A 17,891-nucleotide genomic window follows, 5' to 3' on the forward strand; every position below is an offset into this window, starting at 1 on the left:
TTCAGCCTATGTTACGTATCAGGGTTATTTTTATCAGCATCATCTGTTTTTTACAGGGATATCTGCTTCATGCGCAGTGTACACAGGCAACAGTTCCTGCCGGTGTAATCAAAGACATCATGGCCGCCACTTATCCATCAACTCCAAGATATCTGACCGGAGAGATCGATGAAGCCACAGGCAAGCTGGTATGTATGTGGCAGGAACAGGATGTTGTGGGTACCACCCGTGACATCAAATGCGCCATTTATGACAAGGATCTTAATCAGCTGGTTGCTCCTTTCCGTGTAAATTACGATACCACAGATCACCAGACGTATTATGATCTGAAAATTCATCCGTATGACAACAGCTTTATCATAACATGGGCGAGCCGGAAGTCTGGAAATTATGATGTATATCTCAAAAAGATTTCATTGGATATTACCAGCGGAGCCGCTGTTACTGCCGCTGCTGATGTGCTGGTAACCAACACGGCCCTGGACCAGGCATCTACCAATGTTACCATTAATTATGCGCGTAATGAAATAATAGTTGGCTACAATAGCATGACAACAGCCAGCGATTGGGATGTATATGTGCGCCGCCTGGACTATGCTACCTTAACAACCATCGGCAGTGAATTCAGGATTAATACCGTTACTACCGCTACGCAGGCAATCTGGGGCATAGAATATTCAACACAGGCCGATGAATTTATCGTTTCCTATCATTCCAATGCTACCGGCAATTACGATATCTTATGCAAGACATATAAATACGATGCAACGACTTCGGCTTATATAGTGAGTGCGGCAGAGCAGACGGTAAATACATATCTGACAAGTGACCAGATGACACCATTCCTGATTGTGAACCAGACAACCGGTGATTATGCGATCTCCTGGTCTTCTAATGGACAGGACGGATCTTCCCGTGGCGCATATGCACGTGTATACGATCGTTTAAATGCGGCAAAGACAAGTGAGATTCTGTTGAATGTAACTACATCCGGAGATCAGTTTAACCCACGCCCGTTCTGGGATGAGCCAACCAATGTATTGGGTTATTCCTGGGCGCACGTTTCCGGCAGTTCACTGATCAGAATGGGCTTGTATGATGGGAACAACAGCTATGCGATGATCGGCGGAGAACTGGATCCTTTGTCGGGTGCCAATGTAAACGGTGCGGGCTATACGCTATCCTGGGGTCTGGTACACCCCAAAAGTCACCGCTTTTATTTGTGCTATGATCAGTTTAACGGAGCTGTGAGTTCTTACGGAAGAATTTTTGTCAGCAACTATTGTCATCCTTCCTTCAATCCTGCTTTATCGACGAGCAACAGTGATATGAACTGGGTGGATACAAAATCCTTCAATGCCTACGGGGATGTAGTATCTGAGAGCCGTACGTTTTATGATAACCGTGGCAAGGAACTGCAAAGCCAGTCGTTCAATGCAGAGAATCCTAAATTTGTTTTCGGACAAATGTCTTTGTATGATTATCTGGACAGGCCAACATTACAGACCTTGCCTGCTGTTTCCAACAACACAGGTGCTTTCGTCTATAACCCGTATTTCATCGTATCCCAGGCCGGCGCTCCCCCAACTGCTTACAATGCGGCAAACTGGGATGCCTCCGGAACCGTTAATAATCCGGCAGCTGTAATAAATACCGCCGGATCATTAGGTACGTATTACAGCGCTAATAATACCTATGAAACAGGTGTGCCGAATACATCTTATCCTTACAGCAGAACTTTTCTCAATGATGATGCACAGGGTGGCGTTGTAAAACAGACAAACCCGGGCGAAGCGCTTCGTATGGGACAAGGGCATGAAACCAAATCAATCTCCCTGGGTGTGCTGAATGAACTGGATCATTATGCCATGCTGCGTAAAACACAGTTTGTAGTTAATGCAAATGCTCCGTCTACGTTAAAACAAAAAGCAGGCAAGAGCATTGTCATAGATGAAAACGGCATGAGCGGTTTGTCTTTTACAGATCTTTCGGGCAATACCATCGCTACTGCCAAAGAGGGAACTTCATCCATGCCAACGGATCAGAAGGTCTCTTCATCCGTTCAGCTTACTCCTAATCTATACTATTGCAATTTTACGTATGCAGGTTCGTCATGTAATATGAGCCATCTCCGGGTTTTCGGAGCAGGTAATGTAGAGATTATAAATGTGTATGATGGCGCTATCCTTTATCCGATGGGGCCTGCAGCGGCAGTACCTGAGATCAGTTATTCCGGCACTATTACCGATCTGCAGATACGTTCAGCAGAACCTTTTAGCGTAAAGATGCTATGTAATCCAGATGTTTTTCCTCCTATATCAATGGACGTATGGTTAAAGTACGAAGCTGTTTACCAACAGGGGCAAAGTAGTATTGACCTGCACCTGCAGAGCGGCCACGGACTTAGTGGTTCATTATCCAATGCTGCCGGTGCAACCATTGAGATCCAGGATCTGACAAGCGCTGCGATTGTATACAGCGGTGCCGCAGCAGGGTATAACTATTCAGGTCTGGCAGCAGGCTTCTATCGCATCCGTTTCAACGGGCTGAATTATCAGAACCTGTATAACAACAGTTCTCTTACGCTTTCATACAATCAGTTCTATACAAATTGGGCATATTATTTTTACGATGATAATGGCAACTTAATTGCAAAAACGCAACCGAATGGCATAAGCAGCTTAACCGATTATACGTTACCGAAATACACAGATACCTATACCTATACTACATCGGGCCAGGTGCTTTCTTCAACGGAAGTGGACGGCGGTACTACAAACTATGTGTACCGCAACGACGGCAGCCTGCGCTTCTCTCAGAATGCCGACCAGGCAACCGACGGCCGTTTCTCTTTTGTGAATTATGATGCCGATAACCGTACGGTTATGTCCGGCGAATATAAAACCGGCTTGAGCAGTGCGCCTTTATCTTTTGTCACGCAAAAACAATACGATGCAGGCACCACAACCAATACCGTTATAGGTGTTTTAAATAACAGCCAGGGAACAGATAATGGTGGCTTAGTATCTACGAACTATATGGTTGATTACAACCTGAGCAGTTTCAGTAACAGCAGCACGTATACACTGGTAAACGGTTCTGGAACATCCATCGGAACACGCACACCGCGTAATGTATGGAACATTGCTTCTGTCACCACCAATAAAGCCGGATATGCAACCGTATATAGTTATGATAACGATTACAATCTGGAATGGATGGTGGAAACACTGCCGGGCCTGGGATCAAAGACCGTTGATTATGTATATGATGACGATCACCAGTTGCTGCAAACGATCTATCAGAAAAACGACCTCAGTGACCGGTTTGCACATATTTATAAATACGATAAAGTCGGCAGACTGAAGACTGCTTCAACACGTGAAGCCAGCGGTTTGCTGAAGCTGCAGGAAAAGTATATTTATTATCTGCATGGTGCGCTGAAGCGTAAGGAGCTTGCAGGAAACCTGCAGGGGATCGATTATGTATATACCATCCAGGGCTGGCTGAAAGGGATCAACCATCCGGAATTAAACAATACAAAAGACCCGGGCAAGGATGGTGTTGCTGCTACAGCAAATGCAGGCTTCGCGCCGGATGTGTTTGGCATGAGCTACGATTATTATAACGGGGATTATTCAAACTCAAGCCTGACCTATCTGGCAGCTACCAATATTTTACAGGACCAGTTATACAATGGTACGATACAGAGTACAACCTGGGGCACCAAAGACCATTTAAATGCAGGTAATCCATATCAATATATCTATCAGTATGATAATAAATATCAACTTACATGGGCATATTTCGGGTACAGGAATGTGGCCAATAATACCAATGTAGATATAAGCGCAAATAGATTATCGGTAAGCTATGACAGGAATGGAAACATTACTTATAAAGGAACATTAAAAAGTGCAACCGTTTCTGATGATTATAACTATGGTTACAATCCTGCTACGCTTCCTATTCAGCCGGTCACCACAAATAAACTGTTCCGTCTCAATACCTATGCCGGTGATATAAACCGAAATTATATTTACAATGCGATCGGGCAGATGACTCAGCAAACAGAGGCAGATGGCAAGGCTAAAAAAGTAAAGTACAATGGATATGGCCAGGTGACAGAAGTACGAAATGAAGCAAATCTGTTAACTGTTTTATACGAGTACAATGAACGCGGGCAAAAAGTAAAGAAGACTACGTATGCGCCGGCAGGCACCGCCAATTATGTTACCTGTTATGTATCGGTTGCGGCCGGAAACATCATGATTATCTATGATACGAAATCAGGTACCTTGCAGCAGTCGGAAATTCCGTTGTATGGAGCAGCACGCATTGGCGTGGCATATAAAAACGGCTCAGCACTTACCTTCACGTATGAATTAAAAGATCATCTGGGCAATGTGCGTGCAACCATTAACCGGACAAAGAAAAGTGATGGCACGGCAGATATCCTGAGCTGGGCAGATTATTTACCGTTTGGAGAAGTTATTGCAGACAGGCACGGAGAAACAGCCGGCCTGGCTTCCCGCTTCGGCTACCAGGGCGATTATGCCGAATGTGATCCTGAAACGAAGTGGAATGATTTTGACCTGCGCATGTATGATCCTTCTATCGGCAGATGGTTGAGCAGGGATCCTTATAATCAATATCATTCACCGTATGTGGGTATGGGTAATGATCCGGTGAATGGAGTAGATCCAGATGGAGGATTTGATTCATGGTTTGGGGCATTTATGTATAATGCATCGAGAGGTTTTAAAGGATCCATCATAAATAAAGCAAGTGCAGGAACCGGAGAAAAAGGATATAATGTTAATTTTATAACTGAAGATGGTAGATTGGACGTACGCGATGAATTCGGAAAATTTAGTGTTAAAGAGAACTTAGATATTGCTTTTAATAACCTCCCAGCCCGTATTTTGAGTAATGCTATTCCAATGCTAGGGGATAATATAACTGCAATGAGGTTTGTAGGGGCGCTTATAGATCAGGATCAAGCAGAAATAAAAACTCAAGGTATAGAATATGGAATAGCAATTGTTGGAGCTATTCCTGTAGGAAGAGTCGCTGGAAAACTTATTAAGGTCGAACAATATGCATTAAGAGCAGCTGAAAGCGGTTTTTACCCTGTATTGAAGCGAGGTTGTGCAGGTGCGCAAGAATTAACATGGTTGAATAAGGGAGATGTATGGAAATTTGGAACAACGAAAAATCCATTTACCAGGTATAGCCAAAAATATTTAGATAATATTGGAGAATTTGGAGTATATTATAAAACTGAATTTACTGGTACTTTAAAACAAGCTACAACAGTAGAAAGGATGAAAATTTTGAATTTTAGAGGACAAAATGGGGTTTTGCCAGCTGGAAATAAAATTGTAAAATAATGGCATTTAGATTTAATATATTGGCTGACTTTTATTGGGAGACACACATTGATAAGGTTTTGGATGCCTTGTCAGATCTAGGCTATAGAAAATATTTTTCAGAACAATATTATGGTAGTTCCTTAGAAGGCTTAACTGTAGTATTGATGTGTCAGGATCCGAAATTAAATCTTAAAAAAAGAATTCGACTATCGAAAAACGAGAAAAAAATATATCTGGATATTATGCTTGACTTAACTCATTTTATAGCAATAACCCCAAAGGAGCGTGAAAAGATAGTCGTAGATAAATTGATTTCAGAGGTGCCGCCAATAATTTCAAAGTATAAATTAGAAGATTTTGATCTTGTAAAATTTGAAAAAGATTTGAAGAATTGGATGTCTAAAATATTATAAACTTCTACCATTTTTGCTATGGTTAGTAAATATCGCTTCTCTACGTTTTTACAGTATCATCTAAAGCTCTGTTAGATTGAAATAAACGTTGAATCGAAATTATGAACTATTCAGGAATGACAATAAATGAAAGGTTGGCAGTTAGTGGATTAATTAAAGAATTTGACTTAGCTAAAAAGGAAAAAGACAAAGTGAAACTTGTCTATATTTCGCCATCTGTTGGCGTTCACCACTCTCACCATACCACAACTCAACCTGCTGTTGTGCCATCGGCCAACAGCCGTGGCGGAAGCCAAGTAAAAGAAGTTTCGATCTATGGCGTAAGCCTATTGACATCTGTTCAAGGCCATAGTATCTATAATACCATCCGGCTTAACCTCACGCTTTGGCTACCAGGGCGATTATGCAGAATGCGATCCTGAAACGAAATGGAATGATTTTGATCTGCGCATGTATGATGCCTCTATTGGCAAATGGTTGAGCAGAGACCCGAAGAAAGTTGGCTGGAGTCCCTATATTGGGATTGGCAATAATCCTATTAATAAAATAGATCCGGATGGAGGAAGTCCTCAGGACGATATTCATATAAAAACGGATAAACCAAATGAATTGCATGTCGTAGAGGCAAATGCGCCTGATAGATATTTTATTGATGGAATTTTAATAAATTATGGTTCTGGTACACCAGATAGAAGTTGGAATACTAAAGATTACATTGGCGGTAGAACTGTAATTCGTTATGCTAGTCCTCATGAATATGTATGGGGAAGTTATAATTCTAGTACGCCAAGCGCAACAGATCTTGCACTAGCAGGTGTTGGAACTAGCTTCTATGTGGGAGAGCGGCAAAGTAGTCACATATTGAGTAGTCGATCAGGCTATAGTTCAGGTAAACTTAATATTAATTCAGCAAAAATTTATTCAAAAACGCAAGCGAAAGGAATATCAACGATGAGTAAAAGCATAGGTTGGGGATTAACTGCTTGGAGTATATATGATACTGAAACGCAGTATAGGACTAATCCACAATTCAATCGTAGAGCCTATAATCATATAAATAATGGAGTAAGTGTTTATTTCCCTATAACTGCTATTCCAATCGCTATAGGTGATTATGCCGGACAACAATATGCTAATGAAATAAACAGTCTAAGTGAACCAGGTGGATTCCTTTTTGAAACAATGAGATGGACTATGGACGGATTGGGAGTTCCTACAGGCATAGAAAATAAATAATTTGATATGAACATAATTGATATATTTCTATTTAGTTGGTACAATATTTTAGATAATACCATTTATAGCCGCAGCGCTTCAAATCAAGGAATCAGCGCTAAAGAGCATTCATTCTTTATAGTGTTTTTACTTCTTGGTATAAACATTTATTCTATATTTAGTTATTTGTTCATAAGATATTTTAATTTTAATATTAATCTTTATTGGGCTTTAATCAACGCTCTTTTCGTTTTTATTGTTGGATATTTAATTTATTTTAAAAATAAAAGACTTAATAGAGTTGTTACAATGCATGTAAGTCATCTAAAAAAAATATTATTTATTGGGATTTCTCTCATTTATACTATCGCTTCAATTTATTTAATGTTAAGAGTAGGCGATTACGTCCGTTTTAAATTAGGAAATGGGTAAGACATATTCCCTTTATGTCATATTTCCACCCATGTTGGTGCTCACCACTCTCACCATAAAACAACCCAACCTGCTGTTGCACCATCGGCCAACAGCAGCGGCGGAAGCCAAGTAAAAAGAAGTATCGATCTATGGCCTAAGCTATATATAACATCTGTTCAAGGCCATAGATATGTATAATACCATCAGGCCTGGCCTCGCGCTTCGGTTACCAGGGCGATTCTGCCCCGGTTGGTAATCACGCATGTTACCGTGGTTGTGCCTTCACCTCGGCGAATCGGCCTCTCCACCCTTGTTGGCGGTCACAACTCTCGCCATACCAGAACTCAACCTGCTGTTGTGCCATCGGCCAACAGCCGCTGCGGGGGCCAAGTAAAAAGAAGTTTCGATCTATGCGCAAGCTTATTTACATTTGTTTTTAATTTTATAGAGAATATTTCGCCGTGGCTGTGCCTTCACCGCGGCGAATCGGCCTCTGCCGCGGTGAAGGCACTTGTTGCCGTTAGTCATGAAAATGATTTTTAAGCCATAATAAATTCGGAAGCATTGTGCGTATAAGTTAACTAATTCAATTAGCATCATAAAGTAGCGGGTGTTGGAAGGCCAATAAATGAAAAGTTAATCACCAACTGATTAATTATTTTTTTTGATCCAATAAAAGAAATTCAATGCCAATTTAACATTGTCTGGTACTTAATATATACCCAACACTAAATGTAGCTGTGAAAACAGATATTGGATATTTTTGAATGCACGAATACCAACCTGAAGTGCATATAAAAAAACACAAATATTTCTCCTTAAAAAATATTTGAAAATTTTTGTAACGAAATCCTGAAACGGAGTCTTAATATAAGAAGAGGTCTGTCGGTGTTAAACCTGGACAGTAATATTATAATTACCCAAACAATACAAATACGTTAATACGATTTTATGAGTACGAATACCATGTTTAAAGTTTTAGCAGGCCTGAATGTAATTTTAATCGGCGCAGTTATTTTTTTAGCTGTTAAACTCTACACCGGAGAGCAGATCTATTATGTAGACTCTTCCAAACTGTTGAAGGATTACAAGGAGATGGAAGATGCCCGCAAAGAGTACACCAAAAAGATGGAAGCCTATAAAGCAAATGTTGATACACTTACCTCCGGCGTTCAGAAGCAGATTGAGCAGTACGAGAAAGAATCTTCGAAGATGTCGGATCGTGAAAAGAAGTTAAGCAGAGAACTGATCAATACCCGTCAGCAGGAGCTGATGGATTACCAGCGCGCGATTGACCAGCAGGCACGTGAAGAAGACCAGAAGATCATGGGCAAGGTATTAAACAACATCAATACCTTTTTACTGGAATATGGTAAGAAGAAAAATTGCAGGTATGTATTGGTAGCCGCTAATGGCAACATCGCTTACGGAAATGAAAGTCTTGATATAACAACAGATGTACTGAAGGAACTGAATGAGCGCTACGTCGCGGCGGCTAAAACAGTACAACAGTAATATATATGTTTGTGCAGGATATACATCCCCCGTATGTATGTCTGCACAAACACCAACAAATGAGTTAGTAAAAAAAGACAATATCATTACCTGTTTTCAAAGATCCCCATATCTATTGAAACAGGTATGTACAGAGAGTATAACACCTTTCTGTATCAACAAATAAAAGACACAAATACTATAAGAATAAAAATCCTATGTACAGCAAAAAGTATTTTTTAAAGACTCTGGCCATTTTCATGGCACTGAATATTTTTACACAGGTTGTAGCGCCAACTGTATCCATGGCGTTAACCTCGGGCCCTACAACACCGGAGGTAGCAAGTTTTGAGCCGGTAGATAACACAGACATGGTTAATCTTGTCTCCGGAGATTTGACATATAATATACCATTACTGGAAGTACCGGGGCCGGAAGGCGGTTATCCTTTAGCGCTTTCTTATCATGCAGGTATTCTGCCTGGTCAGGATGCGAGCTGGGTAGGCCTGGGCTGGAACTTGAATCCCGGAGCGATTAACAGAATGGTAAATAATTTTGCTGATGACTATAAAAACGCACAATATACTATTAAGGATACCTGGGTAGGCGGGGTTACACAAGAGTATAATTTTGGTGTAGGACTTGGTATTGCGAACACCCCTATTGCTGTAGGTGTAGATGTTGGTATCAAACATGATACGTACAAAGGTTCCGGCGGCTCTGTTGGATTTAGTATAGGTACTCAGGGCGGATTATATAGTGCCGGTGCGAGCATAGGCGTTGATAGCTGGTCAGGTACATATGTGGGCGGCTCGTTCGGCGTGGGTAATGCAAATGTAAGCGGTGGTTATGGTGACGGAGATGGTTATGCTTCTGCTTCATTGGGTGTTGGCAATAAATATATTAGCGGAGGTGTTACAGCAAATTACGCAGGTGGGCAAATGTCAGCTGCGGTCGGCCTTGCATCTGACATAACCCAATCGAACCTGGGTATTACAATGAGCTCACACGGCTTAAAGGCAAGCGGTCAGGTTGTTGGTGTGTTTGTTGGTCATAATGATAATTATGGTAAAATCAGTACAAGCAGCGGCGGTTTTGGGATCTCAATTCCTATTTACTCTTTTATCATTTCTGTGGGGTATAAATATACCCGCTATTGGATGAACGAACAGGATAATACGTATTTATATGGAGTATTGAACAGCAAAGCAGCGACAGATTATGGTTCAACTTTTTGGGACGTAGATGATTTGAGAACGTTTGATTGTTCGGTATTGACAACTCCGACACAATCTCTAATAGATCAAGGCAATGTTGATTGGATGGTTAATCCTATGGCACCTACTTATGATAGTTATACGGTGCTTGCTCAAGGTTTGTCAGGCTCTATGGAGCCGGCATTATTGGATAATGGCGGATTATTCCAGCGCAAATACAATGAAGGCGGAGCTCAGGAAACAAAATATTTTTTTCACAGACGCTTTACCAAAGACAAACACTTTTTCCGTTTTGTAAATGACTTTTCAAATAGTCACCGCGTAACACCAGTAGATTTTACCTATTTAACCGATCCTGGTTTTTATTATCCGGATACGGATTTAGCTTATACGGTGAAGGATATTGATCCGAGAGGATATAAGAAAAGTATGAATGGCACCATGGTAACAGAAGCAAGATTTGCCGGTAGCAAGCATATTGAATATTATTCAAATAGTGAAATTACTTCCGGTGCTGCAAAGACTGCAGGTTTTATTGATACAAAAAATATATCTGCCACTGAACGCGCCACGCGTGATTTCGGCATGGGACAAGCGATTGTGCAGAATTATGATATCAGCAACAACATTGGCGGATATTCTGTTACCAATGAATCAGGTGTTACCTATCACTACGCATTACCTGCTTATACCTATAATTTTTATCAGGAGACAAGTCAGGATGGCAAATCAACAGGCAGAACAAAACGTCAGGTATATAATAATCAACCTTACGCATATACCTGGTTATTGACAGCAGTGACCGGGCCGGATTATCTGGATAAGAATAATAATGGTTTGGCGGATAGCGGAGACTGGGGCTATTATGTAAATTTTGATTACGGAAGATGGCATCACCGCGTTGGCTTCAGAACGCCGGAAGAAGGCGCAACAACAGATATTGATGGAGCAACTACATTTAGCAGAGGATTTAAAGAACTTTATTATTTGAACGCTGTTTCTACACGTACGCATACAGCTTTGTTTTTAAAGGATACACGTTCAGATGCCAAAGGCCTCAGGGCAAGTGATGGTGATTCGTTTGAGACTGCCAGTTTTGCATTAAATGATCCGGTGTATGATCCTACAACATGTCAATCATACAGTGCTGTCACAGCACTTAAACTCAGCGAAATCATGGTGATTGAAAACTCAAAGCTCATTCAACTTGGAGTGAATTGGTTGAATGGAACAATCTACGATGATTATTCTGCATCCATTGATCTGATTAAAAACGGAGCTGCTAAATCATGCTTTATTCCTAATGCGTGCATTAGTTGTTCTTCTATCTCTGCGGGTGCTTTTCCTACTACCTATTATTATTCGGATCAGAAGGTGATTGAAACACGTGACCTTTCAAGTTCGGCATTAGCGGATTTCCGTAACAAGGCTATTAAACGTGTTGCTTTCGAGCAGGATTATACATTATGCCCGAATACTACGAATAGTTTTGATACAGATCCTACTATTAAAAAGGGGAAATTAACATTGAATAAAATCCGCTTTTATGGAGTGGGTAACGTGCAGCTGATGCCATCTACAAATTTCGACTACACTATACCAAATCCAATAAGTACTTCTATTGCGCCAACATGGGTGCCGGGAGATAATGGCTGGACAGAACCAAAACTGGGAAGAATATTTGTTTCATCAAATAATTTTCAGGTAGGCGACATTCTTACCTTTCAAGCATATTCAGGCGGTGTGCTTAAAGATTTTTACATCTCATTGGTTCGCGTTGCTTCTCCTCAGGAATTTGATGTAGTCTATATCGGAAATAATGTCCTTACACCAGCAGACAAAACATCGGGCGGGAGTCAGATCAATGTAACAGCTACACAAACCAAAAATCCACCTTATGCCCGCAATGCCACAGACTTATGGGGTAGTTTTAAATCGGATTACCGAAGTCTTTCAAATGTAAAAAGAAATAAAAGGCAACTTACTACAGCGGTATCTGCAAAAGCAGTTGATTGCTGGAGTTTACGTTCAGTGGAGTCTGCTACAGGTTCAAAAATTAAATTGTCATACGAAAGCGACGATTACAGGGATGTAGTATTAAAGAATCGTGTCATTTACAATCTTAAACCGAATATTAAAGCCAAGCCTAGTGCAAACAGTACGTTCAGCGGTTCTCTGAGAAGTTTTTCAGGCAGTGATCTTGCTTATTTAAATAGTACTTCCCTGGATTTTGCTTTTGATGTGTATGATGGAGATGTTTTGACTACTCCAATGAATGAGGTTTTCACAGTAGGCGATAAAGTAGAAATTGTTTCTGCAGGAGAATATTTTTCCGGATTGTTTTTTGATAATTTACAGTGCTACTATAGAGTTAATAAAACACAAGTTGAAGTAACTGCGGTAACAGCTACATCAATAACATTAAGGGATCCCAACCGGAAAATCTGTGTGCCGGCAAATTCCATTTACTTTACAGGATCCAATACGAATACCTGGAACAGCTATACACACATGGCATCCTATATTGTAGCGCCAGACAAGCAGATACATTATGGAGGCGGGCTCCGCGCAAAATCAATTGAAGTTACTGATGGTTCTACCTCTCACATTACAACATATCAGTACAATGCAAATGGATCTTCTGCAGGTAGTACGGCTTACGATCCGTTAAATTTTGATGAACTGGAAACAATAACAGATTATTCCTGGGCTCAGGGCGGTACTGTTTCTGCAGCGGCGAAAAAAGATTATGGAAGATATTACTATGCAGGCTTTGAAAGTATAATGGCTTGTGCAAAAGATATTGTCGCACCGGGTGTGTTATATGAAACGGTGAAAATAAATAGTTCTGTTGTGAAAAACGGAGTTACGACACAAGCGCCAACTTCTCAGATGTACCAGTTTCAACCATTCACAGCAGAGATGGTACAATTTGTAGACTTGCTGCCCGAAGAACATGCGAATTATTCGTACAGAAGAACTTCTAAAATCATAAACAAAACCAGCCAGCTTGGCAATCTGTTATCAATTAAAACATATGACCGGGGCAATAATCTCTTAGCTGAAATTTCCAATCAGTATACATCAGAGTTTGAAAACGGGCAAGGACAAATTGAACAGGTATTTCATTCAGAGCGCAGAATGAATCCGGATCAGGGAGCACAATTTGAAAAGAAAATTGCTGTTGTATCAGTTTTGTCTGATTACCCATCTGTACTGACTTCAACAACAACCAAAAATTTTGTTAAGGGCCAGGAAGCGACACAAAGAAGTACTGCATTTGACTTTTACACAGGTAATGTTACCGAAACACAGACGACAGACAGTTATGGTAATACTTATATGGCTATTGTTGATCCTGCTTATAACTGGTATAACAGTAATTATGCAGGCATGGGACTTAAGCTATATAACGGTGGTATGAACATGCTTATTCAAAATGCCGGTTCGTATATGATTAAGAAAAATACTTCGCCAACTTCATATGCTGCTACAGTAACAAGTGCTGCACTTACTATTGCTCCGAATCAAATACTTGTGACGTTATCAGGCGGAAATAAATTACCGGTTTCATGCCATGTCGGGTCACGTATTACAGGATTGGCATTGCCGGTGTTTGTAACTTCTATTTCCAATAATAGAACAAGTTTTAATGCGATCAGCCGTGCGGCAAGTATTGGCACTGATCTTGGTGCAAAAACAATTAGTTTTGATGATGGTAATGTTGTAAATGCATCGGTTACGACCTGGTCAGAAAACTGGAACTACAGAACCGGAAGTCCTGGCAATACCTATGCAACTACAGCAATGAGTGATTATACATACTACCCGAATCAATATACAGGTATTCTGATTGATCAGACAAAATGGAGAGTGAAATCATCATACATCTGGGATAGTCCGTATTTAAATACAAATGGAGATGGAACATATGCAACAACAGGAGTAGGCGCTTTTGTACCATTTGATTATTCAGCTACAGGCGCACAAGCTTCTGCTTACTGGAAAGCTGCTATTACCAACACATTGTATACACAATATTCTAAAATGCTGGAATCTAAGAATGTGAACAATCAATATACGGCTACTAAGTATTCAGGAGATGAAAGTTTTATCTGTGGTACAGCAGCAAATTCAAGGTATACCGAATTTACGGTGAACAGTGCAGAACATTATGAAGGTGAGTTTGGTGGATTTAATTCAACAACCTATGCGCATACCGGCGTATACAGTTTCAGACTAAATGCCAGCGGAGATAAAATAAGTTATTCAATTCCTTATACTTTAGGCTCAACAGATGCCGGAAATGGTTTTGATAAAGGAAAGCAATATCGTATTTCTGCATGGGTGCATAAAGACAATATCATGAATGCACAATTATTTTACACCAGTACGGTAAATGGCACTCCAACTACAACAACTCAAGTGTATGATGCTGCCAAGCATATACAATGCGGCAACTGGATTTTAATGACCATGGATATTACTACTTCAAGTGCGGCCGGAACAAATTTAAGTATGGAAGTGGGGGTTAAAAATGTAGGCGCATCAAATTATGTTTATGCGGATGATTTTAGATTCCAGCCATTTGTTTCTTCGGTACAATCTTATGTGTATGATTTAAATTCAGGTTTGTTGACATATGTATTGGGTACAGATAATCGCTACGTACGTTATGAGTATGATAGCAGAGGTCGTGTAAAAGCAACATATAAAGAAACCACAAGCGGGGAAGTTAAGATGAACGAATACAACTATAATTTCTCACGTTTAATTAATTAAAATTTTTAGGTAGAAAATAGAAAAGGATATCAATATGAAACAGTTGATGTATATTTTAAAAAATACACTTGCCGCATTGATTTTTTTATCAGGCATAAGTGCGTATAGTCAAACACTGAGTTTGTTTAATCAAATGAATGTTCCGGCAAACCCTACCAATACTTATTTCGGCAATATCTGCGCATTAACGCTCGACGTTGATCCTGCAACAGGTAATCAAATTTATGTCTGGTCTGAAAAGCAAACAAGCTCTACAGATAGAGATATATACTGTGCAATCTATGACCGGAATTCAGTTCTACTTATTCCAAGATTTAAAGTAAACAATGGTACTGGCGGTGATAATTATTATCAAAGAATTAAAATTCATCCTTACGACGGTACATTTATTATTACCTGGGCAGGCAAAAAATCGGGCAACTGGGATATATATATGAAAAGCATAAGCCTGGCTTTAAATACTGTGTCAAGTCAGCTAATTATGAATGCTCCTGATTTACTTGTAAATGGTATTACTGCAGGAGATCAGTTAACCCCTATACCAACATTTCATTTGGGTAGCGGTGAGTTGCTTATTGGATATACACATACAGTTGCCGCAGGTGACAGGGATATTTATTACCGCAGAGTAAATTACTCAACGATGGCTGTATTGGGTACAGATCAATCAATCAGTAATGTAACAACCAATGATCAGGCCTTGTCTGCTATGGAGTATTCTTCTTACACAGGAGAGGTTATTATGTTTTATTCCAGTACAAAACCTGCAAGTACAGGCTTTGATTGTTACAAAAGAATACTTTTATACACAGCAGGTGCCTATAGTTTTTCAGGAACGGAAACACGGGTAAATACATATATGACCTCAGATCAGACTGCTTCAACCATATGCATAAACCAGACAAACGGTCAATATGCTTTGAGTTGGGTTTCATTGGGACAAAGCAGTGCAAGAGGTGTATATGCGAAGGTGTTTGACGCCTTGCATACAGAAATTAAAGCAGAATTCAGGATTAGTGTGCTTGCTGCAGACAATATCATGAATGCAAAAGGTATATGGAAAGAGAGTACCAATACATTGGTGTATTTCTGGACCTATTATGGCTCAACCAATGCGATCCGCTATACACAGTTTGACGGAAACGCAGCCTTTGCAATGATTGGCGGTGACAATGATGCATTAGGCACGACGAATGCTGTACAAGGCGGCTATTATACCACGTATGTTCCGGCATATGATGCTGTAAGAGATGTGGTATATTTAAGCTATGATATGTATCCAAGTATCGGAACACTGAGCAGTTATGGCAAGGTAAATATATACCGGAATATTTTTGATCCTGCTGTATCAACAACATCTAATACCGATATGAACTGGGTTGATGTAAAATCATATGATGCAAATGGCAATGTTGTATCTGAAGGCCGTATATTCTACGATAATTTTGGCAAGGAATCACAGAGTCAATCATTTAATGCCGAAAATCCGACTACTGTTTTTGCAAGCATGCCATTGTATGATTATCTGGACAGGTCAGCCATACAAACATTGCCAGGGGTTACAAACACTACAGGTGCGTTGACATTTGATCCGGCTTTTGTGAAATATTCTGCAGGGGCGAACTATAATCCGCAAAACTGGGATGGAGCATCCACTACAAATAATCCTGATCCAGTTCTGACCTCTGCAGGGCTTGGATATTATTATGGTACCTCGAATACGCTTGAAGCAGGAGTTCCTAATACCTCTTATCCTTACAGTCGTACCTTTTTTAATGATAATGCCCCAGGGGGTGTTGTTAAGCAGGGTGGCCTTGGCGAAGCGCTTCGGATGGGACAGAATCATGAATCGAAATCAATCAGTTTAGTTGTTCTGAATGAACTGGATCATTATGCAAAAGTCCGGAGAGGTAATTTTGTGGTAAATCTTAATGCTCCCGGCACGTTAAGTCAAAAGGCAACAAAACATTTTGTAATAGATCAAAATGGCATGAATGGCATTGTCTTTACAGATGCTGCAGGCAATACCATTGCTACTGCAAAGGATGGGGCAAGTACAGCAGATCCGGCCTTGACATCAACCATAGCGCTGAAGCCAAATATGTATTACTGTAATTTCCCTTATTATGTATCGGGAACGGGATGGAACATGAAGTATCTGCAGGTATTTGGTCAGGGAAACGTTGAAATTATCAATGTTGCAGATGGTACCATATTATACGCGATGGGACCAGCCGTAAATGTGCCGGAAATTACTTATGCTGGCCCTATGACTACGATACAAGTACGTTCAACTGAGCCATTCCGCGTGAAAATGTTATGCACGTCTAATCTTCCTAATCCGGCTCCGGATTATTGGGCGCGCTATGAATCAACGTATCAGCAGGGGCAAAATAGTATAGACCTGCATTTGCAGACAGGGCATGCTTTGGCTGCAACGATATCAAATGCTCCCGGTGCAACGATTTCAATACAGGACCTGACTACAGGGAATATTGTATACACAGGTGCAGCGTCAGGCTATTCGTATTCGACATTAGCCAAAGGATTTTACCGTTTGCGTTTTACAGGAATGAATTACGATCAGGACTATAGCACAAACAGTATTACATTCTCATTTAAACAATCATATACAGACTGGGCATATTATTTTTATGATGATGCAGGGCGGTTGATTGCAAAGACGGCCCCTAGTGGTATTACAAGTATGACGAATTACAGCTCGCCACCGTTCACAGGTACCTATACATATAGTACAATCGGGCAGGTGCTGTCTTCTACTGAGGTTGACGGAGGTACAACAAATTATGTGTACCGGAACGACGGTTTGCTGCGTTTTACACAAAATGCCGACCAGGCAACAGACGGGCGTTTTTCGTTTTTGAATTAAGATTCGGACGGCCGCACCAATATTTAAAGAGAATAAAAAAATTGATTTAATAATTCACCGTTATAATTAAAAAAAAATAATCAAAATGATT

Annotated in this window: 7 protein-coding genes; all 7 read left to right on the forward strand. The window is 40.4% G+C overall.

Annotation, left to right across the window (positions count from 1 at the left end; translation table 11 throughout):
* The first annotated feature begins 8 nt into the window (after nt 1-8).
* The 7 genes from ACTHJT_RS09165 to ACTHJT_RS09195 all read left to right on the forward strand — a co-directional run bounded on the left by ACTHJT_RS09165 (nt 9) and on the right by ACTHJT_RS09195 (nt 17,800).
* The gene (locus ACTHJT_RS09165) at nt 9-5,393 is read left to right on the forward strand and encodes an RHS repeat domain-containing protein (RefSeq protein ID WP_440237724.1); all 5,385 of its coding nucleotides are present in this window, start codon (nt 9-11) and stop codon (nt 5,391-5,393) included.
* Nucleotides 5,393-5,788 (forward strand): hypothetical protein, encoded by a 396-nt coding sequence (locus tag ACTHJT_RS09170; RefSeq protein WP_440237725.1) that lies wholly within the window; start codon nt 5,393-5,395, stop codon nt 5,786-5,788. Before ACTHJT_RS09165 ends, ACTHJT_RS09170 begins: the two co-directional genes overlap by 1 nt.
* 191 nt (nt 5,789-5,979) lie before the next feature.
* A complete protein-coding gene (locus ACTHJT_RS09175; protein WP_440237726.1) occupies nt 5,980-6,210 on the forward strand; it encodes a hypothetical protein in 231 nt (76 codons plus the stop codon).
* Nucleotides 6,149-7,024 carry an RHS repeat-associated core domain-containing protein gene (locus ACTHJT_RS09180; protein ID WP_440237730.1) on the forward strand — a complete coding sequence of 292 codons (876 nt, stop codon included), beginning with the start codon at nt 6,149-6,151 and terminating at the stop codon, nt 7,022-7,024. The genes ACTHJT_RS09175 and ACTHJT_RS09180 overlap by 62 nt, the downstream gene beginning before the upstream one ends.
* A gap of 1,344 nt (nt 7,025-8,368) precedes the next feature.
* Entirely contained in the window at nt 8,369-8,932 is a 564-nt protein-coding gene (locus tag ACTHJT_RS09185) for an OmpH family outer membrane protein (protein WP_440237727.1), read from the forward strand.
* Between the two features lie 239 nt (nt 8,933-9,171).
* Nucleotides 9,172-14,910, forward strand: coding sequence for a hypothetical protein (locus ACTHJT_RS09190; RefSeq protein WP_440237728.1), 5,739 nt, complete (start codon nt 9,172-9,174; stop codon nt 14,908-14,910).
* A gap of 34 nt (nt 14,911-14,944) precedes the next feature.
* Complete coding sequence (locus ACTHJT_RS09195) at nt 14,945-17,800, forward strand: hypothetical protein (RefSeq protein WP_440237729.1); 2,856 nt, start codon at nt 14,945-14,947, stop codon at nt 17,798-17,800.
* Nucleotides 17,801-17,891 lie beyond the last annotated feature (91 nt).

The sequence above is a fragment of the Cytophaga sp. genome (assembly GCF_051961495.1).
GTDB lineage: Bacteria > Bacteroidota > Bacteroidia > Cytophagales > Cytophagaceae > Cytophaga.